Source organism: Streptomyces sp. NPDC028419, assembly GCF_055565515.1.
This window is the reverse complement of sequence record NZ_JBVHUE010000001.1, coordinates 188154-209108: the sequence shown is the minus strand read 5'-3', so window position 1 is coordinate 209108 and position 20955 is coordinate 188154. Positions and strand designations below refer to the sequence as shown.

17 protein-coding genes are annotated in these 20955 nt (G+C 68.9%); 9 read left to right on the top strand and 8 right to left on the bottom strand.

The window, feature by feature from the left end; all coding sequences use genetic code 11:
* Positions 1 to 43: 43 nt before the first annotated feature.
* Positions 44 to 2323, bottom strand: a complete 2280-nt coding sequence (locus tag ACZ4UB_RS01000) for a DUF6049 family protein (RefSeq protein ID WP_468067434.1) — start codon at positions 2321 to 2323, stop codon at positions 44 to 46.
* Between the two features lie 184 nt (positions 2324 to 2507).
* Here ACZ4UB_RS01000 and ACZ4UB_RS00995 point away from each other — a divergent pair, with 184 nt between their 5' ends.
* The gene (locus ACZ4UB_RS00995; RefSeq protein WP_468067432.1) at positions 2508 to 3950 is read left to right on the top strand and encodes a CCA tRNA nucleotidyltransferase; all 1443 of its coding nucleotides are present in this window, start codon (positions 2508 to 2510) and stop codon (positions 3948 to 3950) included.
* A gap of 68 nt (positions 3951 to 4018) precedes the next feature.
* Here ACZ4UB_RS00995 and ACZ4UB_RS00990 read toward each other — a convergent pair whose 3' ends face one another.
* From ACZ4UB_RS00990 to ACZ4UB_RS00980, 3 genes are all read right to left on the bottom strand, one after another.
* Positions 4019 to 5287, bottom strand: a complete 1269-nt coding sequence (locus tag ACZ4UB_RS00990; protein WP_468067431.1) for an MFS transporter — start codon at positions 5285 to 5287, stop codon at positions 4019 to 4021.
* 116 nt (positions 5288 to 5403) lie between these two features.
* Positions 5404 to 6486 carry an inositol-3-phosphate synthase gene (locus tag ACZ4UB_RS00985; RefSeq protein WP_468067429.1) on the bottom strand — a complete coding sequence of 361 codons (1083 nt, stop codon included), beginning with the start codon at positions 6484 to 6486 and terminating at the stop codon, positions 5404 to 5406.
* 49 nt (positions 6487 to 6535) lie between these two features.
* A complete protein-coding gene (locus ACZ4UB_RS00980; protein ID WP_354378856.1) occupies positions 6536 to 7138 on the bottom strand; it encodes a PadR family transcriptional regulator in 603 nt (200 codons plus the stop codon).
* Positions 7139 to 7405: 267 nt separating this feature from the next.
* On the opposite strand from ACZ4UB_RS00980, the gene ACZ4UB_RS00975 reads away from it, so the two are divergent.
* Together ACZ4UB_RS00975 and ACZ4UB_RS00970 are read left to right on the top strand one after the other, a co-directional pair.
* Positions 7406 to 9928: a transglycosylase domain-containing protein gene (locus tag ACZ4UB_RS00975; RefSeq protein ID WP_468067428.1), complete on the top strand. Its 2523-nt coding sequence runs from the start codon at positions 7406 to 7408 to the stop codon at positions 9926 to 9928.
* A gap of 86 nt (positions 9929 to 10014) precedes the next feature.
* Positions 10015 to 11472: a glycosyltransferase family 87 protein gene (locus tag ACZ4UB_RS00970; protein WP_468067427.1), complete on the top strand. Its 1458-nt coding sequence runs from the start codon at positions 10015 to 10017 to the stop codon at positions 11470 to 11472.
* A 25-nt stretch (positions 11473 to 11497) separates the two neighbouring features.
* Here ACZ4UB_RS00970 and ACZ4UB_RS00965 read toward each other — a convergent pair whose 3' ends face one another.
* The 3 genes from ACZ4UB_RS00965 to ACZ4UB_RS00955 form a co-directional block, all read right to left on the bottom strand.
* Positions 11498 to 12529 carry an alanine racemase gene (locus tag ACZ4UB_RS00965; RefSeq protein WP_354378859.1) on the bottom strand — a complete coding sequence of 344 codons (1032 nt, stop codon included), beginning with the start codon at positions 12527 to 12529 and terminating at the stop codon, positions 11498 to 11500.
* Between the two features lie 58 nt (positions 12530 to 12587).
* The gene (locus ACZ4UB_RS00960; protein ID WP_354378860.1) at positions 12588 to 13706 is read right to left on the bottom strand and encodes a lipid II:glycine glycyltransferase FemX; all 1119 of its coding nucleotides are present in this window, start codon (positions 13704 to 13706) and stop codon (positions 12588 to 12590) included.
* A gap of 129 nt (positions 13707 to 13835) precedes the next feature.
* Positions 13836 to 14138: a hypothetical protein gene (locus ACZ4UB_RS00955; protein ID WP_468067426.1), complete on the bottom strand. Its 303-nt coding sequence runs from the start codon at positions 14136 to 14138 to the stop codon at positions 13836 to 13838.
* 256 nt (positions 14139 to 14394) lie between these two features.
* Here ACZ4UB_RS00955 and rpsF point away from each other — a divergent pair, with 256 nt between their 5' ends.
* The 4 genes from rpsF (at position 14395) to rplI (ending at position 16108) form a co-directional block, all read left to right on the top strand.
* Positions 14395 to 14685, top strand: coding sequence for a 30S ribosomal protein S6 (gene rpsF / locus ACZ4UB_RS00950; RefSeq protein ID WP_004950685.1), 291 nt, complete (start codon positions 14395 to 14397; stop codon positions 14683 to 14685).
* Between the two features lie 76 nt (positions 14686 to 14761).
* Entirely contained in the window at positions 14762 to 15364 is a 603-nt protein-coding gene (locus tag ACZ4UB_RS00945) for a single-stranded DNA-binding protein (protein ID WP_354378862.1), read from the top strand.
* Positions 15365 to 15406: 42 nt separating this feature from the next.
* Complete coding sequence (rpsR, locus tag ACZ4UB_RS00940) at positions 15407 to 15643, top strand: 30S ribosomal protein S18 (RefSeq protein WP_003956534.1); 237 nt, start codon at positions 15407 to 15409, stop codon at positions 15641 to 15643.
* A gap of 18 nt (positions 15644 to 15661) precedes the next feature.
* The gene (rplI, locus tag ACZ4UB_RS00935) at positions 15662 to 16108 is read left to right on the top strand and encodes a 50S ribosomal protein L9 (protein ID WP_354378863.1); all 447 of its coding nucleotides are present in this window, start codon (positions 15662 to 15664) and stop codon (positions 16106 to 16108) included.
* Between the two features lie 152 nt (positions 16109 to 16260).
* Here rplI and ACZ4UB_RS00930 read toward each other — a convergent pair whose 3' ends face one another.
* The gene (locus ACZ4UB_RS00930; protein WP_468067423.1) at positions 16261 to 17598 is read right to left on the bottom strand and encodes an MATE family efflux transporter; all 1338 of its coding nucleotides are present in this window, start codon (positions 17596 to 17598) and stop codon (positions 16261 to 16263) included.
* Positions 17599 to 18050: 452 nt separating this feature from the next.
* Between ACZ4UB_RS00930 and dnaB the strand changes: the two genes are divergently transcribed.
* Both dnaB and ACZ4UB_RS00920 read left to right on the top strand, forming a co-directional pair.
* A complete protein-coding gene (gene dnaB / locus ACZ4UB_RS00925) occupies positions 18051 to 19514 on the top strand; it encodes a replicative DNA helicase (RefSeq protein WP_468067724.1) in 1464 nt (487 codons plus the stop codon).
* A gap of 9 nt (positions 19515 to 19523) precedes the next feature.
* Positions 19524 to 20933 (top strand): serine hydrolase domain-containing protein, encoded by a 1410-nt coding sequence (locus ACZ4UB_RS00920; RefSeq protein ID WP_468067422.1) that lies wholly within the window; start codon positions 19524 to 19526, stop codon positions 20931 to 20933.
* The last annotated feature ends 22 nt before the right edge of the window (positions 20934 to 20955 follow it).

The window sequence follows — 20955 nt, the reverse complement described above, 5'->3', positions numbered from 1 at the left end:
AACCCCACCTCATCGTCCCCAGGCCGACCGGCCACGGCGTCGCTCAACGGTCCACTGTCTCACCCGTGCCGGACCCGCTGGTGCTTTGCGGTCCGGTGTCCGGGGTCTCGTCACTCTGCTGCGTGCTCTCTTCGGCAGCGGCGCGCGCGGCGACGCGCTTGCGACTGGCGTACATCTTGATGCCTGCCACGACGAGGAGGAGCACCCCGCCCGCGATGACGAGCATGACAGTCGGAGTGATCTCCGTTGCCTCCACGGTGAACCTGCGTTCCTTGCCGTACGGAACGCCGTCCCGGGTGTAGAGCTGGGCGGTGACCTCGACGGGACCACTGGCGGTGGCGTTGGCGTTGAACTTCAAGGTCTGGCTGTGCTCGGCCTGGACGTTCACTTCTTTCTCGGCCTCGCCGTCCTCGCCGAACATCAGGCGGGTGGGGTTGGCGGACTTCAGTCGCAGGACCAGGCCGCGGACGTCCTGAACGAGGCTGTTCTGGATCGTGACGGGGATCGTCGCGCTGTGCCCCGACAGGGTGGCATCCGATTTGGGGACCAGCTGGACCTGCTCGGTGAGCCCGATCAAGTACTGCTGGACGCCGTCGCGGTAGAGCGCGGCCTCCTCCGGGCGACCGCGCCAGGAGGCGGACATCTCCCGGTTGGTGGTGTTGCCGAAGGGGATCTCGACCCGGTCGGGGGCCGAAAGGATCACCTTGAAGTGGTCGAGGGTGCTCTGGGTGGTGCGGATCTTCTCGAACGCGGACAGCGGGAGCTCCTGCTTGCGCAGGCCCTCGGGGTATTGACCGGCGCCCGGCACCTGCGTGGCGGCGCCGGGGTCCGGCTTGGCGGCCGCGGCCGCCTCCAGGTCCTGCGGCTGGCTCCAGCGGCCCGGCTGGAGACCGCGCAGGGCCGAGGCCATCGTCTGGACCTGGCTGGAGGAGGGCATCCGTTGCGGTGCGACGACGAAACTGCGCTGCTCGTCGGTGCCCTGCTGGTTCAGTACGAGGCTCTGGGCGAGGAACTGCTGGACCGCGAGGACGGAGTTCCCGGCGGTCAGCATGTCGCCCTCGAAGGCGGTGGAGAGCCGTGCGTCGGCGACCACGGCGGTGGCCCCGGCCCCGATCGGGCGGGCCGCCGAGGGGACGTGGCCGAGGCCGACGTTCTCCTGGAAGCTGTCGCTGCGGGTGAGGACGTTGTGGGCGCCGGCCGAGGTGGCGACGTTGACGATCGACGGGTCGATGGCACCGTCCACCGGCCAGGAGAAGTCGGTGGACGGGGTGACGTGCAGGACGGTCTCCACCGCCTGCTTCGCCTTGTCGGTGGCGGGGCGCAGCTGGCCCAGGGTGCCCGAGACGTCCTTGCCGCGGTGTGCGAGGGAGGCGAGGTCCGGATCGGCGAAGGGCAGGGCGACGACCTTCTTGCCCTGCACGGCCGTTTCCAGGGCGCTCAGCCAGTGCTCGGCGACGGCCTTGTTCTTCCCCGGCACCGGCTTTCCACCGGGGACCCGGATCCGGTAGCCCTTGGTCATCGCGTCGACCGTGTACAGCAGGTCCGGGTCGATGACCCAGGTGATCGGCAGGTCCTTGCCGAGCGAGACCATCTGCTCCAGCCGCCCTCCGGGCCGCAGCTCGTCGGCGAGGCTGTCGTCCTCGAAGACGGGGGTCTGCAGTTCGTCGGACCCGGTCTCGGCCGTGAGGTGGACCCGGGAGATCAGTGGCCACACGTAGCTGAGCTGGGCGCGCTTCGCGGCGGCTTCGGGCTGCCAGGGCAGGACCGTGCGCTGGATGCCGAGCACCTGCTCGGTGGGCCGGCTCTCGCTCTCCCCCGACACGGAGACGCCGATCTGGTAGACGCCGTCCTTGTCCAGCCCCAGCTTGTCGACGGGGACCTTCAGGGTGAAGGGCTGGCTGTTCTTCGCGGGCAGGGCGGAGAGCTTCGCGGCGAAGGCGCCGTCGATCTCCGCGGGATCGCTCCCGGACCGGTAGCCGGTCTGCTCCGCGGCATCGCCGATCGCGTCGCGATCGTTCAGCACCGGGCCGACCCGCAGACCGACGTGCGCCTCGGTGATCGTCTCGCGACTGTTGTTGGTCACGGTGCCGGAGATGGTGACGGTGTCGCCCTTCACCGGCGCGCTCGGCGTCAGGGCGTCCAGCTGGACGTCGACCGCCGAGGCGGCGGTGGCGGCGTTCTCGGTGGCCTGCGCGGCTGGGGCGGGGGCGTAGACGAGGGCGGCGAGAACCGGAGTCCCGGTGAGCATGACGATCGCGCGCCGCAGCCAGCGGCGCCTGACAGGGGCAGGTGCCGTCCCCTGGATGTCTGCCGCCTCGGCCACGCGCCCGCCCGTCCTCGAAGTGTCAGTGGTCGTCGTTTATGCGTCCACGCATGGTAACGAGGCCCGCTGTGCGCGAGTGCCGCGCCTTGCTCCACATGATCGGGGCCGCCGGGTGGGGGCGCCGCGTCAGGGTGCCCAATAAGAAGGGAGCCCCGGCCGGGCGGGGCACGTACCCTTTTCTGTTGTGCCGAACGCCAACGAAGACAACCCCAGTGCCCTGAGTCAGGTGCAGCACCGCGCGGTCAGTGAACTGCTGCGGGTCGCTCCTGTCGCCGATGATCTCGGCCGCCGTTTCCAGGAGGCGGGCTTCAGCCTCGCGCTGGTCGGCGGGTCCGTTCGCGACGCGCTGCTCGGGCGCCTCGGCAACGACCTCGACTTCACCACCGATGCCCGGCCCGAGGACGTGCTGAAGATCGTCCGACCGTGGGCGGACTCCGTCTGGGACGTCGGCATCGCCTTCGGGACGGTCGGGGCGAACAAGGGCGGCTTCCAGATCGAGGTGACGACCTACCGGTCCGAGGCCTACGACCGCTCCTCGCGCAAGCCCGAGGTGTCCTACGGCGACTCGATCGAGCAGGACCTGGTCCGGCGTGACTTCACCGTCAACGCCATGGCGCTGGCGCTCCCGCAGCAGCGGTTCATCGATCCGCACGGCGGTCTGGAAGACCTGGAGGCCCGTGTGCTGCGGACCCCGGGCACTCCCGAGGAGTCCTTCTCCGACGACCCGCTGCGCATGATGCGCGCCGCACGTTTCGCCGCGCAGCTGGACTTCGAGGTCGCCCCCGAGGTCGTCGAGGCGATGACGGCGATGTCCGACCGGATCGAGATCGTCTCGGCGGAACGGGTCCAGGCGGAGCTGAACAAGCTGCTGCTCTCGGACCGGCCCCGCACGGGGCTGGGCCTGCTCGTGGATACGGGCCTGGCCGAGCGGGTGCTGCCCGAGCTGCCCGCGCTGCGCCTGGAGAGCGATGAGCACCACCGGCACAAGGACGTGTACGACCACTCCCTGATCGTGCTGGAGCAGGCGATCGATCTGGAGGAGGACGGCCCCGACCTGGTGCTCCGGCTGTCCGCCCTGCTGCACGACATCGGCAAGCCCCGCACCCGCCGCTTCGAGAGCGACGGGCGGGTCTCCTTCCACCACCACGAGATGGTGGGCGCGAAGATGACCAAGAAGCGCATGACGGCGCTGAAGTACTCCAACGACATGGTCAAGGACGTCTCCCGGCTGGTGGAGCTGCACCTGCGCTTCCACGGCTACGGGGCGGGCGAGTGGACGGACTCCGCGGTCCGCCGGTACGTGCGGGACGCGGGTCCGCTGCTGTCGCGGCTGCACAAGCTGACCCGTTCGGACTGCACCACGCGCAACAAGCGCAAGGCCAAGGCGCTCTCGCACACCTACGACGGCCTGGAAGCGCGGATCGCGCAGCTTCAGGAGCAGGAGGAGCTGGACTCGATCCGGCCCGACCTCGACGGCAACGAGATCATGCAGGTCCTGGATGTCGGTCCGGGTCCGGTGATCGGCAAGGCCTACGCCTTCCTACTGGAGCTGCGGCTCGAGAACGGCCCGATGGAGCGGGAGGCCGCGATCGCGGCCCTCAAGGAGTGGTGGGCGGCTCAGAGCTGAGGCGGTCCCGCGTCGATGTTTCACGTGAAACATCGACGCGGAGTGCGGGAGGGGTCAGGGGCGATGTTTCACGTGAAACGTCGTCCCTGCCGTATGAGCAACGCGGCGGTCAGGGCGTAGAGGACGGACACGCCCAGGATCAGCGGGACGGACTTCCCGTCGAGGGGCAGGATCAGCGAGGCCACGGCGGCCGCTCCGACGAAGGCGACGTTGAAGAGCACGTCGTAGACGGAGAAGATCCGGCCGCGATAACCGTCGTCCACCTGTGACTGCACGACCGTGTCGGTGGCGATCTTCGCTCCCTGAGTGGCCATCCCCAGCACGAAAGCGGCGGCCAGCATCGGCGCGGGCGCGAAGAACAGACCCAGACTCGGCACCAGAACGGCCGCTATCGCCGCGCAGAGCGTGATCCAGCCCCGGGTGCCGAGCCGCCCCACCAGCCAGGGCGTGATGACGGCCGCCGCGAAGAACCCGGCCCCCGACACCCCGACCGCGATCCCCAACAGGGCGAGCCCGTCGGACTCGTTGTCCGACCAGGCGTAGCGGCAGAGAGTCAGCAGGGTCACCGTCAGCGCCCCGTAGCAGAAGCGCATCAAGGTCATGGCGGTGAGCGCCTGGGCGGCGTCACGGCGCTCGTACAGGTGCCTCAGGCCCTGGGCCATGCCCCGCACCGTCAGAGCGATCCCCTCGGCCACCGAGGGGTACTGCCGTGCGGGGGTGTGGTCGGGGCCGAGGAGCCGGACGTCGAGCCGGAGCGAGACGAGCGCCGCGCACAGGTAGAACGCGGCGCCGAGCAGGACGATGACGGCATTGGACTCGGCGGCGAGCAGACGCACCAGGAAGGCCAGGCCCCCGCCCAGGGTGGCCGCGAGGGTCCCGGCGGTCGGGGAGAGGGCGTTCGCGGTCACCAGTTGATCGACCCCGACGACCCGGGGCAGCGAAGCGGAGAGCCCGGCGAGGACGAAGCGGTTGACGGCGGTCACCGAGAGCGCCGAGGCGTAGAACAGCCAGTCGGGCACCTGCGCGACGATCAGCATCCCGGTGACGCAGGCCAGGAAGGCGCGCAGCAGGTTGCCGTAGAGGAACACCTGGCGGCGCGGCCAACGGTCCAGCAGGACTCCGGCGAAGGGCCCGATCGCCGAATAGGGCAGCAACAGGACGGCCATGGCCGAGGCGATGGCCACGGGCGAGGCCTGCTTCTCCGGGGAGAACACCACGTAGGTGGCGAGCGCGACCTGGTAGACGCCGTCGGCGGCCTGGGACAGCAGCCGCACCGAGAGCAGGTTGCGGAAGTCCCTCAGGCGCAGGAGTACGCGCAGATCACCTACGACAGGCATGTGGGCAAGCGTCACATACGCCGAGGGTCCCCGGGCGGATTGCCCGGGGACCCTCGGCGGAAGAACAGTCGAAGTCCAAGTGCCGGAAGCCCTTGGTACGTCGTGCTGTGTCCTGTTTAGCGCTCGACCTCGCCCTTGATGAACTTCTCGACGTTCGCGAAGGCCTCGTCGTCGAAGTACTGGACCGGCGGGGACTTCATGAAGTAGCTCGAAGCCGACAGGATCGGGCCACCGATGCCGCGGTCCTTGGCGATCTTCGCGGCGCGCACGGCGTCGATGATGACACCGGCGGAGTTCGGGGAGTCCCACACCTCGAGCTTGTACTCGAGGTTCAGCGGAACGTCACCGAAGGCGCGACCCTCGAGGCGGACGTACGCCCACTTGCGGTCGTCGAGCCACGCGACGTAGTCGGACGGACCGATGTGGACGTTCTTCTCGCCCAGCTCGCGGTCGGGGATCTGCGAGGTGACGGCCTGCGTCTTCGAGATCTTCTTCGACTCGAGGCGGTCGCGCTCCAGCATGTTCTTGAAGTCCATGTTGCCGCCGACGTTGAGCTGCATGGTGCGCTCAAGACGGACACCGCGGTCCTCGAACAGCTTCGCCATCACGCGGTGCGTGATGGTGGCGCCGACCTGCGACTTGATGTCGTCGCCGATGATCGGGACGCCCGCCTCGGTGAACTTGTCAGCCCACTCCTTGGTGCCGGCGATGAAGACCGGAAGGGCGTTGACGAAGGCGACCTTCGCGTCGATGGCGCACTGCGCGTAGAACTTCGCAGCGGCTTCGGAGCCGACGGGCAGGTAGCAGACCAGAACGTCGACCTGCTTGTCCTTGAGGACCTGGACGATGTCGACCGGAGCCTCGGCGGACTCCTCGATCGTCATCCGGTAGTACTTGCCCAGGCCGTCCAGGGTGTGGCCGCGCTGAACGGTCACGCCCTTGTTGGGGACGTCGCAGATCTTGATCGTGTTGTTCTCGCTGGCGCCGATGGCGTCCGAAAGGTCGAGACCGACCTTCTTCGCGTCAACGTCGAAGGCGGCAACGAACTCAACGTCGCGGACGTGGTAGTCGCCGAACTGGACGTGCATCAGGCCGGGGACCTTGGACGCCGGGTCGGCGTCCTTGTAGTACTCGACGCCCTGCACCAGCGAGGCGGCGCAGTTGCCTACGCCGACGATGGCTACGCGAACCGAACCCATTCCGGTTGCTCCCTGTTTGTTCTCGGACGAGGCCTGCGAATGCAGGGCCTCATTTTTCAGTTTCGTCGGACGAGTCGGATCGTCTGCGATCCCGTCCCGCCCGCTCGCTCTCGATCAGCTCGTTCAGCCAGCGCACTTCGCGCTCCACGGATTCCATGCCGTGTCGCTGCAGCTCAAGGGTGTAGTCGTCGAGGCGCTCCCGCGTACGGGCGAGCGAGGTGCGCATCTTCTCCAGGCGCTCCTCCAGCCGGCTGCGGCGGCCCTCCAGCACCCGCATGCGCACGTCCCGTTCGGTCTGACCGAAGAACGCGAAGCGGGCGGCGAAGGACTCGTCCTCCCAGGTATCGGGGCCGGTGTGGGAGAGCAGCTCTTCGAAGTGCTCCTTACCCGCTGCCGTCAACCGGTAGACGATCTTGGCACGGCGTCCTGCGAGTGAAGCGGCGACCGCGTCTTCCAGGGCGTTGCCCGGTTCTTCGATCAACCACCCGTTGGCGACGAGCGTCTTGAGGCAGGGATAGAGGGTTCCGTAGCTGAACGCCCGGAACACCCCCAGCGAGGTGTTGAGCCGTTTGCGCAGCTCATAGCCGTGCATGGGGGACTCGCGAAGCAGGCCGAGGACAGCGAACTCGAGAATGCCTGAGCGCCGGCTCATCCGCCTGCTTCCTCCTCGCCCCTGAGTTCTTTATGCCGAGCTGATGTATCGACTCGATACATCCAGACGATAGAACGGGCGGCCCGTTACGACAAGGGGAGATGTGGTGACCGGCGTCACATCACTAATTCGTAGGAGGCAAGTTGCCTGATTTGGGGTGAACTTCGGCACTGGTTGGGTTTTGAGCGTGCGTAGTCTGTGCGCCGGGGGAACCGGAATACGCCTGCCGCTTCCAGGCCACTCGCCTGCCCGAGGAGTAGTCGTTCGATGAGCGAGCACCGCCGCAAACCGCCGCAGCAAGGCGGTGGACGGGCCGCGGCCCGCCGGGCTGCCCAGCAGCGGCCCGCCCGGGGCGCCACGCCCGGGCATGACGCCCCGACCGCATCGACCGGTGGACCGTACGAGGGACAACCGGTCCACGACGGCCGTGCCGGGGCCCGTAGGGGTGCCCGAGGAGCCGGTGGAGGCCGTGGCGGCAAGGGATCCGGCCGCGGCGACAAGCGGATCATCAACTACCCGCGGTCCGACAGGGACGGCTGGAAGCGTTTCCTGCCCTCCTGGAAGCTCGTCGGGGGTACGGCCCTTGGCTTCTTCGCCGTCATCACGGCCGGCTCGGGCATCGGCATCGCGATGGTGGGCACCCCTGACGCGAACAAGGCCGCCGAGGCCCAGAACAACGTCTTCTACTGGGCCGACGGCACCCAGATGGTCGCGACCGGCGGGTCGACCAACCGGCAGATCGTGCCCATCGACAAGATTCCCCGGTCGATGCAGAACGCCGTGATCTCGGCGGAGAACGAGTCCTTCGAGACCGACAAGGGCGTCGACCCCATGGGCATCGCCCGCGCCGTGGTCAACATGGCCAAGGGCGGTTCGACCCAGGGCGGCTCCACCATCACCCAGCAATACGTGAAGAACACCTTCCTGGACTCCGACCAGACGCTGAAGCGGAAGGTCACGGAGCTGTTCATCTCGATAAAGCTGGGCGTCACCGCGGAGAAGGACACGATCCTCGCGGGCTACCTGAACACGGCGTACTACGGCCGGGACGCCTACGGCATCCAGGCCGCGTCCCGTGCGTACTTCAACAAGGACTGCGACAAGCTGACGCCCTCCGAGGGCGCCTTCCTCGCCTCGGTCCTCAAGGGCCCCAACCTCTACAACCCGGACGGCGGCATCGGATCGGCGGCCACCCCGGAGGCCAACACCAAGAGGGCCCAGAGCCGCTGGGCCTGGGTGCTCGACCGCGAGGTCGCCGTGGGCCGGATGACCGCGACCGAGCGGGCCCAGTACCGCGAGTTCCCCAAGCTGGTCGACTCCGCGCAGGCCCGTTCGCTCGCCGGTCAGACCGGATACCTGGTCGAGACGGCCAAGCAGTACGTGATGAAGGCCAAGGGCCTCACCCCGGAGCAGATGGCACTGGGCGGCTACCAGATCACCACCACCTTCCAGAAGCCCAAGGTGGACGCGCTGGTCAAGGCCGTCGAGGACACCCGCAACGGCTTCCTGGACGAGAAGGCGCGGCCCGACTACGACACCTTCGTCCAGTTCGGCGCCGCTTCCGTGGACGTGAAGACCGGCGCCGTCGTGGCCCTCTACGGCGGGCCCGGCTGGGACAAGAAGCACTTCACCAACAACGCCAACACCATCGGTGTCCCCGTCGGCTCCACCTGGAAGCCGTTCGTCCTGGCCGCGGCACTGGAGTACGGCACCCAGAACTCGCACGGCGAGGGCATCTCGGTCAACAGCAAGTACAACGGCAACGACCAGACCGTCATCAACAACCGGGACGGCAAGCCGCTGCGCGCCGCCGACGGCACGCCCTTCCGGCAGAAGAACGAGAGCCCCACCGCCTACGGGTACGTGACCCTCAACGAGGCGATGGAGAAGTCCATCAACACGCCGTTCGCCCAGCTCGTCTTCGACGTCGGCCACGACAAGGTGCGCGGGGTGGCCAAGGCCTCCGGCATCCTGGACGAGTCGATGGACCCGGCCGACAACGCCTCCTTCGCCCTCGGCACCTCGACCCCGTCGGCCATCCGCATGGCCGACGCCTACGGCACCTTCGCCGACTCCGGCACGCACCACGAGCCCTTCTCGGTCACCAAGGTGCTCAAGGACGGCAAGGAGCTGTCCGGCTTCGAGGCACCGAAGTCCCAGCGGGCCATGGACAACTCCATCGCCGACAACATCACCAAGGTCCTGCGCAACGTCGTGGAGAACGGCACCGGCACCAAGGCCAAGAAGCTGGGTCGCCCCGCGGCGGGCAAGACCGGCACCACCGACCAGAACAAGTCGGCCTGGTTCGTCGGCTACACCCCGCAGCTCTCGACCGCCGTCACCCTGTTCCGCAACGACCCGAACTCGGCGGACAAGAAGCTGATGTCCATGAACCGGGTGGGCGGTGTCGACTCCATCCACGGTGGTGACATCCCCGCGGTGATCTGGACCGAGTACATGAAGGCCGCCCTCGAGGGCTCGCCGAAGAAGGACTTCCCCGAGGCCGAGGACATCGGCGTGACGGCCGACGCCGCGGGCGCTCCCACCCCGACGCCCACCCCGCCGCCCTCCCCCTCGCCGTCCGTGACGGAGTCGCCGCAGGTCTCCCCGTCCCCGACGGTCTCCCCGTCCCCGTCCGCGGGGGGCAAGCCCAGCTGCAACCCGTGGAAGCTGTACTGCGACCCGGACCCGAGCGGCACGCCCACCGGAAGGCCCAGTCCGACCAAGACGGGCAAGCCCGGCCGGCCGGGCAACAGCATCTGGGGACCCACGGGCGCCGAGACCGGCTGATCGGCCGCGTCCGCGCTTGGAGGGCCGTCGCATTCCGATGCGGCGGCCCTCGGCACGTTCACAGCCCCGTACGGCAGGATGAGCGCATGACGAAGGTGCACGAGGACCGCCCCGTACTGCCGACCCAGCAGGACGAGGTCGCGGCGGCCGGCAGCGAGCTGATCGGCGGACCGATGGGCAGGTACGCGCGGCTGGGCGGGCATTGGCTGAGCCCCGTGCGCGTCATCGTCCTGGTGGCGATCGGCATGTTCGCGCTCGGGATGGTGCAGAAGCTGCCCTGCTACGACTGGGCGTGGTTCCGCGGCGCGGGCTCGCAGTACACCCACGCCTGCTACTCCGACATCCCGCACCTGTACGTCGTGCGCGGCTTCGCCGACGGTCTGACGCCGTACTTCGACCGGCTCACCGGCGACATGCAGTACCTCGAGTACCCCGTGCTCACCGGGCTCTTCATGCAGGTCGCGTCCTGGCTCACGCCCACCGGCGGCTCCATGCAGCACCGCGAGCAGATGTACTGGATGGTCAACGCGGGCATGCTGATGGCCTGCGCCGCCGTCATCGCGGTCTGCGTGGCCCGTACGCACCGCCGCCGTCCCTGGGACGCCCTGCTCTTCGCCCTCGCGCCCGCCTTCGCGCTGACCGCGACGATCAACTGGGACCTGTTGGCCATCGCGCTGACCGCCGCCGGGATGCTCATGTGGTCCCGCGGCCGGGCACTGGCCTTCGGCATCCTGATCGGCCTGGCCACCGCCGCCAAGCTCTACCCCGTGCTGCTGCTCGGACCGTTGTTCGTCCTGTGCTGGCGGGCCGGCAAGTGGCGCGCGTTCGGCTTGGCCGCCCTCGGCGCGGTGGCGTCCTGGCTCGTGGTGAACCTGCCCGTCATGCTCTACGCCTGGGACGGCTGGTCGAAGTTCTACACCTTCAGCCAGGAACGTCCGATCGACTTCGGGTCGGTGTGGCTGCTGATCTCCCAGCGCTCCGGGAACCCGCTGGAGGGCGCGAACACCTACGCGACGGGCCTGACCCTGCTGCTCTGCGGAGCCATCGGGTTGCTCGGGCTCACCGCCCCGCGGCGCCCCCGCTTCGCCCAGCTGGTGTTCCTCGTCGTCGCCGTCTTCATCCTGGCCAACAAGGTCTATTCGCCGCAGTACGTGCTGTGGCTCATCCCGCTGGCCGCCCTCGCCCGACCGCGCTGGCGCGACTTCCTCATCTGGCAGGCCTGCGAGGTCATGTACTTCCTCGGGATCTGGTCCTACCTCGCCTACACGACCAGCGGCGAGAAGCACCAGGGCCTGCCCGTCGAGGGCTACCAGCTGGCCATCGCCGCGCACCTGCTCGGCACCCTGTACCTCTGCGCAGTGATCGTGCGCGACATCCTGCTCCCCGAGCGGGACGTGGTGCGCCAGGACGGCTCGGACGACCCCTCGGGAGGTGTCCTGGACGGCGCCGAGGACGCGTTCGTGCTCTCGCACGCCGCGAGGGCGCCGCAGGATGCGACGCCCTCGGAGGGACAGCGGGTCGAGTGGGGCGCCTCCCGGGATTGATCCCGGCGGGCGCCCGTACCCCGAATCAGGCGTCGAGCGCCCGGTCGAACTGGGTCGTGGTGTGCCGCAGGTGGGCCACCAGCTCGTCGCCCACGCGCGGCTCGGTCGCGTCCGAGGGCACGAACAGGATCGACACCTGCATGTGCGGGGGCTCCGCGAACCAGCGCTGCTTGCCCGCCCACACGAAGGGCGACAGGTTCCTGTTCACGGTGGCCAGCCCGGCCCGGGCGACCCCCTTGGCGCGCGGCATCACACCGTGCAGGGCCTTGGGGGCCTCCAGGCCCACGCCGTGCGAGGTGCCGCCCGCCACGACCACCAGCCAGCCGTCCGAGGCGGCCTTCTGCTGGCGGTAACCGAAGCGGTCGCCCTTGGAGACCCGCGTGACGTCCAGTACGGCGCCGCGGTACTGGGTCGCCTCGTGGTCGCCCAGCCACAGCCGGGTGCCGATCCGGGCCCGGAACCGGGTCTGCGGGAACTGCTGGCGCAGCCGCGTCAGCTCCTCGGCCCGCAGGTGGCTGACGAACATCGTGTGCAGCGGCAGCCTGGCCGCGCGCAGCCGGTCCATCCAGGCGATGACCTCTTCGACGGCGTCGGAGCCGTCGGGGCGGTCCAGCGGCAGGTGCAGGGCGAAGCCCTCCAGCCGCACGTCCTCGATCGCCGAGTGCAGCTGGCCCAGGTCGTGTTCGGAGATCCCGTGGCGGCGCATCGAGCTCATGCACTCGATGACGACACGGGCGCCGACCAGGCCGCGCACCCCGTCCACGGAGGACACCGAGCGGATGACCCGGTCGGGCAGCGGTACCGGCTCCTCGCCCCGTCGGAACGGGGTGAGGACCAGCAGGTCCCCGCCGAACAGATCCTTTATCGCCGCGGCTTCGTACGTCGTTCCCACGGCCAGGATGTCGGCGCCCATGCGGGTCGCCTCTTCGCACAGCCGCTCGTGGCCGAAGCCGTAGCCGTTGCCCTTGCAGACCGGGATCAGCCCGGGGAACTGATCCTGAATCTGCTTCTGGTGCGCACGCCAGCGCGCGGTGTCGACGTAGAGCGTGAGCGCCATGCCCGTCCGGAACCTCTCTAGAAAAGAACTGCGCGGTGCAGCGGGGGTGGGGTGGGGATCAGCGGCGGGACATGTAGATGTCGAGCGCCTTGTGCAGCATCTTGTTGAGCGGGAAGTCCCATTCGCCGACGTACTCGACGGCTTCGCCGCCCGTGCCGACCTTGAACTGGATCAGGCCGAACAGGTGGTCGTTCTCGTCCAGCGTGTCGCTGATGCCGCGCAGGTCGTACACGCTCGCGCCGAGCGCGTAGGAGTCGCGCAGCATGCGCCACTGCATCGCGTTCGACGGGCGGACCTCGCGCTTGTGGTTCGCGGAGGCGCCGTACGAGTACCAGACGTGCTGGCCGACGGTGAGCATCGTGGCGGCGGCCAGCGGCTCCCCTTCGTGCGTGGCGATGTACAGGCGCATCCGGTTCGGGTCCTCGGAGTTGAGGGCCGTCCACTGGCGCTGGAAGTAGCTGAGCGGGCGCGGGCGGAACTTGTCGCGCTCGGCGGTGATCTCGTAGAGGTGCTGCCAGGTGGGCAGGTCCTCGTAACCGCCCTGGACGACCTCGACGCCGGCCTTCTCGGCCTTCTTGATGTTGCGGCGCCACAGCTGGTTGAAGCCCTTGAGGACGTCGTCCAGGGAGCGTTCGGCGAGCGGGACCTGGAAGACGTAGCGCGGCTGGACGTCACCGAAGCCGGCGCCGCCGTCCTCGGCCTGCTGCCACCCCATGCGGCGCAGCTTGTCGGACACCTCGAAGGCGCGGGGCTCGATGACCGAGGCCTCCACGTCGCGCAGGCGCTTGACGTCCGGATCCTGGATGCCGGCCTTGATGGCCGTCGAGTTCCAGCGACGGATGACGACGGGCGGGCCCATCTTCACGGTGAAGGCGCCCTGATGCTTCAGGTGCGCCAGCATCGGCTGGAGCCATTCCTCCAGGTTCGGGGCGTACCAGTTGATGACGGGGCCCTCGGGAAGGTACGCGAGGTACCGCTTCACCTTGGGCAACTGCCGGTACAACACCAGTGCGGCACCGACGAGTTCACCGGAGTTGTCGAACCAACCGAGGTTCTCCGAACGCCATTCGTTCTTCACGTCGGCCCACGCCGGAACCTGGCAGTGGCTCGCCGAGGGCAGGCTCTGTAGGTATGCCAGATGCTGCTCTCGGCTGATGGTCCTCAGGGACAGGCTCATGCGGGGCGTCTCCTAGGCGGCTTCGCTGGCTATGGCGCGAAGCCTACTGCGACAAGGGCGCCACCCATCTGGGGGACGGACCCGGTCCGGGCCGAGGGCCGGCCGGCGCCCTGTCGCGGAGGTGCCCGGCTACCCGAAGAGACCGCCGTGCGCCATGGCGAGATAGAACCCGACCGCAGCCGCTCCCAGGCCGACGATCAGTGCGAAGCGCTCGCGTGTCGTGGCCGAGATGAACTGTCCGTAGGCGCCGGTGAGGATGCCGATCAGCCCGGTCCACGAGCTGAGCAGGTGCAGATTGTGGAAGAACGCCGTGACGAACGCCACGATGCCGAGGACCAGGGTGATCGCCACAAGGGTGTCCTGCAGCGGGTGGGGCTTGCCGTCGGTGGAGAAGAGCGAGATGGACGACTGGGGTCGCATTGCCTGTGCCATCGGAAGGCACCTCCTGGCTGACGCAGAGCGGTGCGGCGGAGTAGCCGTCCGGCGGAGCCGGGGGCATAGCACCGAGCACACCCGATGGGTACAGGGTGTGGCCTCCAGGTGCCGGATTTCAACCGGAAGGAGGGGAGCAGGTACTCTGTACGGTCTGCACCTGTGTCCGTTCGCTCGGACCCGGTGCGATTACGCATCACGACCCTCCTGCCACGGAACGACCGTGGCCGCTGAGTCCAAAGGAGGTGGGTTCCACATGCGTCACTACGAAGTGATGGTCATCCTCGACCCCGATCTCGAGGAGCGCGCTGTCTCCCCGCTGATCGAGAACTTCCTTTCTGTCGTCCGTGAGGGCAACGGAAAGGTCGAGAAGGTCGACACCTGGGGCCGTCGTCGTCTCGCTTACGAGATCAAGAAGAAGCCCGAGGGCATCTACTCGGTCATCGACCTTCAGGCCGAGCCTGCGGTCGTCAAGGAGCTCGACCGACAGATGAACCTGAACGAGTCGGTCCTCCGGACCAAGGTCCTCCGTCCCGAGACCCACTGAACCTCCCAGTTCAGCGGTAATCGGGATTTCGAGTAGCACAAGCAGCCAGCAGCAAAACCCGCCGAGAGGTTCATCCATGGCAGGCGAGACCGTCATCACGGTCGTCGGCAATCTCGTCGACGACCCCGAGCTGCGCTTCACCCCCTCGGGTGCGGCGGTCGCGAAGTTCCGTGTCGCGTCCACTCCCCGCACCTTCGACCGCCAGACCAATGAGTGGAAGGACGGCGAGAGCCTGTTCCTGACCTGCTCGGTGTGGCGGCAGGCGGCCGAGAACGTCGCAGAGTCCCTTCAGCGGGGCATGCGTGTCGTCGTTCAGGGCCGGCTGCGCCAGCGGTCCTACGAGGACCGTGAGGGTGTCAAGCGCACGGTCTACGAGCTGGACGTCGAGGAAGTCGGCCCCAGCTTGAAGAACGCCACGGCCAAGGTCACCAAGACCACGGGTCGCGGCGGCCAGGGTGGCTACGGCGGCGGTGGCGGCGGCGGCCAGCAGGGCGGCGGCGGTGGCAACTGGGGCGGAGCCCCCAGTGGCGGCCAGCAGGGCGGCGGAGCACCTTCCGACGACCCGTGGTCGTCCAGCGCGCCGGCCGGCGGCCAGCCGCAGCAGGGCGGCGGCGGGGGCGGCTGGGGCGGAAGCTCCGGCGGCTCCGGCGGTGGCTACTCGGACGAGCCGCCCTTCTAAGGGCAGCTCTACCCCACTTCTTGATCACACAGGAGAGACACAATGGCGAAGCCGCCTGTGCGCAAGCCTAAGAAGAAGGTCTGCGCGTTCTGCAAGGACAAGACCGTGTACGTGGACTACAAGGACACGAACATGCTGCGGAAGTTCATTTCCGACCGCGGCAAGATCCGTGCCCGCCGCGTCACCGGCAACTGCACGCAGCACCAGCGTGACGTCGCCACGGCAGTCAAGAACAGCCGTGAGATGGCGCTGCTGCCCTACACGTCCACCGCGCGATAAGGAAAGGGTGACCGAATAATGAAGATCATCCTGACCCACGAGGTCTCTGGCCTCGGAACTGCCGGCGACGTCGTCGACGTCAAGGACGGCTACGCTCGCAACTACCTGGTCCCGCGTGGTTTCGCGATCCGCTGGACCAAGGGTGGCGAGAAGGACGTGGCGCAGATCCGCCGCGCCCGCAAGATCCACGAGATCGCGACCATCGAGCAGGCCAACGAGTTCAAGGCCAAGCTCGAGGCCGTCAAGGTGCGTCTGGCCACCCGCTCGGGTGACACCGGCCGCCTCTTCGGCTCCGTGACCCCGGCCGACATCGCCACGGCGATCGAGGCTTCCGGTGGTCCGAAGGTCGACAAGCGCCGCGTCGAGCTGGCGTCCCCGATCAAGACCCTCGGTTCGTACCAGGTCTCCGTGCGTCTGCACGCCGAGGTCGTCGCGAACCTGGGCATCGAGGTCGTCGCCGCCTAAGTGCCGCACACGAAGGGCCGTACCCCCCGGGGTACGGCCCTTCGTCGTTCCCGAACGGCGTCGGAGCTCCTCCGGGCAGCGGTGTTTCACGTGAAACGCGCTGTTTCACGTGAAACCATCCGTTTCACGTGAAACAGCGCGGTGGATCGCGGTCAGCGCGAGGCGCCCGTGACCAGCCAGCGGCCGGAGCGGGCCCGCAGCTGGAGCGTGACCATCCGCACCAGCATCATCAGCGTCATCGCCCACCAGAGCGTGGTGAGGCCACCGCCGATGCGGGGGACGAGCAGGGCGACCGGGGTGAAGACGGCGAGCGTCACGACCATCGCGCCGGCGAGGTAGCGACCGTCGCCCGCGCCCATCAGGACCCCGTCGAGGACGAAGACGATGCCGGAGACCGGCTGGGAGACCGCCACGACGAGCAGGGCGGGCAGCAGGGCGTCCTTGACCGTGGGGTCGCCGGTGAAGAGCGGTACGAACAGTGGCCGGGCCGCGACCACCAGGATGCCGAGGACGACTCCCGAGACGATCCCCCACTGCACCATGCGGCGGCACACGGCCTTGGCCCCCTCGGTGTCCCCCGCACCCAGGTACCGGCCGATGATGGCCTGCCCGGCGATCGCGATCGCGTCCAGTGCGAAGGCGAGCAGGCTCCACAGGGAGAGCAGGATCTGGTGCGCCGCGATGTCGGCATCGCCCAACCGGGCGGCCACGGCCGTCGCGATCATCAGGACGGCCCGGAGGGACAGGGTCCGCACCAGCAGCGGTACTCCGGCCTGTGCGCAGGCGCGTATGCCCGCGGCGTCGGGCCGCAGGGAGGCGTGGTGTCGACGGGCTCCCCGGACGACGACGATGAGGTAGGCGGCGGCCATGGCGCACTGGGCGATGACCGTGCCCCATGCCGAACCGGCGATGCCGAGGCCCGCGCCGTAGACCAGGGCCACGTTCAGGCCGCCGTTGAGGGCGAACCCGCCGATGGCGACGTAGAGGGGCGTGCGCGTGTCCTGGAGGCCGCGGATCACTCCGGTGGCGGCGAGCACCACGAGCATGGCCGGGATGCCCAGGGCGGAGATGCGCAGATAGGTGACGGCGTACGGGGCCACGGTGTCGGAGGCGCCGAAGAGCGAGATCAGCCAGGGAGCCGTGGGCAGCACGAGGGCGATGACGGCTGCGCCGAGCAGGAGGGCGAGCCAGATGCCGTCCATGCCCTGCCGGATGGCGGCTTGGAGGTCGCCCGCTCCGACCCGGCGGGCGACCGCGGCGGTGGTGGCGTAGGCGAGGAAGACGAAGACGCTCACGGCGGTCGTCAGGAGGGCTGCGGCGACTCCGAGGCCGGCGAGCTGGGGTGTGCCGAGGTGCCCCACGATGGCGCTGTCGGCCATGACGAAGAGGGGTTCGGCGACGAGTGCGCCGAAGGCGGGAACGGCGAGTGCGAAGATCTCCCGGTCGTGCCGTCTCGGGGCAGCCTTCGGGGGCTCGGTGGCCTGTGTCATGTGCTCAATCTAATCTTCCACAGGTAATAGATGCAAGACCCTTTAGATCCTTACTGGGGCGCTGACTTGGGCGTTCTTCGCACCCCTTTGGAGGCGATCTTGAGGTAGCGGCGAAGAAATTTCTCCCGCACTGCCCGTGGATGACGAAATCCCAGGTCAGCGGGGGTGCTGAGGTGGGTCGGGTGATTTTGTCCACAGCGTCGTCCCCCGGTCCGTACACAGCTTCCGGCGAGTTACCCACAGCATTCGGCTCGTCATCCACATCTCATCCACACAGCCTGTGGATAACAAGATTGGCTGACGTCGCCAGCGGCTCTACCGTGGTGCGTTGCCCGACGCGCCGAGAGCCGATCCGGGTGCCCCAAATGTCAGAGCCGTGTCGTAGAAAGAGTGACACGGCAAGGTCCGCTTTGCGGACGGGAGGAGGCGGCCCGGTGAGCAGTCCCGAGCCCATGGACGACCCTTGGGCCGACAGCGGTCCTGGTGACCGTCTGCCCGCCCGTCCGCGCCGCAACGGTGAAGGCCGCGGCCGCGGGGACGAGCAGTCCGAGCGGGGCCGTGAGGGCGGCTCCTGGGACGGCGGAGGCGGTGGCTTCGAGCGGGTCCCGCCGCAGGACCTGGACGCCGAGCAGTCGGTCCTGGGCGGCATGCTGCTCTCGAAGGACGCGATCGCCGACGTGGTCGAGGTCCTCAAGGGCCACGACTTCTACCGCCCCTCGCACGAGACGATCTACCAGGCGATCCTCGACCTGTACGCGAAGGGCGAGCCCGCCGACCCGATCACGGTCGGCGCGGAGCTCACCCGGCGCGGTGAGATCAGCAAGGTCGGCGGCGCGTCGTACCTGCACACGCTGGTCCAGTCCGTGCCGACGGCGGCGAACGCGGAGTACTACGCGGAGATCGTCCATGAGCGGGCGGTCCTGCGCCGGCTGGTCGCGGCGGGTACGAAGATCACGCAGATGGGCTATGCGGCGGACGGGGACGTCGACGAGATCGTCAACAGTGCCCAGGCCGAGATCTACGCCGTCACCGAGCAGCGGACCTCCGAGGACTACCTGCCGCTCGGCGACATCATGGAAGGCGCCCTCGACGAGATCGAGGCGATCGGCTCGCGCAGCGGCCAGATGTCCGGAGTCCCGACCGGCTTCACGGACCTGGACTCGCTGACCAACGGTCTGCACCCCGGCCAGATGATCGTCATCGCGGCCCGCCCCGCCATGGGCAAGTCCACGCTCGCGCTCGACTTCGCGCGTGCCTGCTCCATCAAGGCCAACCTGCCCAGCGTCATCTTCTCCCTCGAAATGGGGCGCAACGAGATCGCGATGCGCCTGCTCTCGGCGGAGGCCCGGGTGGCGCTGCACCACATGCGCTCGGGCACCATGACCGACGACGACTGGACCCGGCTGGCCCGCCGGATGCCGGACGTCTCCGCGGCCCCGCTCTACATCGACGACTCCCCCAACCTGTCGATGATGGAGATCCGCGCGAAGTGCCGTCGGCTCAAGCAGCGAAACGATCTGTCGCTCGTCGTCATCGACTACCTGCAGCTGATGCAGTCCGGTGGCTCGCGTCGCCCCGAGAGCCGCCAGCAGGAGGTCTCGGACATGTCCCGAAACCTCAAGCTGCTCGCGAAGGAGCTGGAGGTCCCGGTGATCGCGCTCTCCCAGCTGAACCGTGGTCCCGAACAGCGCACCGACAAGAAGCCGATGGTCTCCGACCTTCGAGAGTCCGGCTCCATCGAGCAGGACGCCGACATGGTGATCCTGCTGCACCGTGAGGACGCGTACGAGAAGGAGTCGCCCCGCGCCGGTGAGGCGGACCTGATCGTGGCCAAGCACCGTAACGGTCCCACGGCGACGATCACGGTCGCTTTCCAGGGCCATTACTCACGGTTCGTGGACATGGCCAACACCTAGAGTCTGATCATGAGTTCCGTAGACGCAGTTGACACAGCAGGCACGGCCGAAGACCGGGAGCTGCTCCCCTCGACCCGGCGGGCGCTGCGCCACCGCCTCGCCGTCGCGCAGAGCGAGGGACGGGCTCCGTCGATCGTGGCCGCCGTGGCCCGTGGCGGGGAGATCGTCTGGGAGGGCTCCCGTACCTGTGTGGACGGGCACGGACCCGACGGCGACGTGCAGTACCGGGTCGGTTCGATCAGCAAGACCTTCACCGCCGTGCTCGTGCTGCGGCTGCGCGACGAAGGCCTGTTGAGCCTGGACGACCCGCTGGAGAAGCACCTCCCGGGTACGGCCGCCGGCGAGGTGACCATCGCTCAGCTGCTCGCCCACACGGGCGGGCTCGCGTCGGAGACCCCCGGGCCGTGGTGGGAACGCAGCCCGGGCTCGCTGAGGCCCGAACTGGCCGACGTCCTGGGCGAGGAGCCGTTCCGACACGTGCCCGGGCAGCGCCACCACTACTCCAACCCGGGCTACACCCTGCTGGGATCGCTCGTGGAGGCGGTCCGCGGCAAGGCGTGGGCCGAGGTGCTCCGGGCCGAGGTGCTGGAGCCGCTGGGGCTGGAGCGCACCACCGTGCTGCCACAAGCGCCGCACGCGGGCGGCTGGGCCGTCCACCCCTGGGCCGACGTGATGCTGCCGGAGCCGCTGGAGGACCTCGGCCTCATGGCGCCGGCCGGGCAGCTCTGGTCCACGACGCGGGACCTGGCCCGCTTCGCGGTGTTCCTCGCCCGGGGCGACGAGCGGGTACTGGCCGCGGACACGGTGCGCGAGATGCGCACGGCGGCCTCGCCGCCCGAGCCGGGCGTCGCGGAGGGCGGGTACGGGCTGGGCATGCAGCTGATGACCTCCGGCGGCCGCTCCCTGGCCGGGCACAGTGGTTCGCTCCCGGGGTTCGTCGCCTGCCTGTGGGTGAGTGAAGCGGACGACCTCGCCGTGGTCGCCCTGGCGAACTGCACCTCCGGCCTGCCGATCGCGCTGGTCGCCTCCGAACTGCTGGGCATCGTGGCGGAGGCGGAACCGCGGATCCCCGAGCCCTGGAAGCCCTTCCGGGAAGCCGACGAGGTGGCCCTGGAGCTGACGGGGCCCTGGTACTGGGGAGCGGCCCCGTTCGTGCTCCGGCTGACCGCGGACGGGACCTTGGCGCTCGGCCCGGTCGCGGCGACCGGACGGGCGGCCCGGTTCCGAGCGGCGGGGGACGGGACCTGGACCGGGGTGAGCGGTTACCACGCGGGCGAGACCCTGCGCGTGGTGCGTCGCGAGGACGGATCCCTGAGCCACTTGGACGTCGGTTCGTTCGTGTTCACCCGTGCGCCCTACGACTCGTCCGCGCCGGTCCCCGGGGGCGTCGATCCCCAGGGGTGGCGCGGCGTCGGCTGATCGAGCGGCCGGCGCGCCGCGC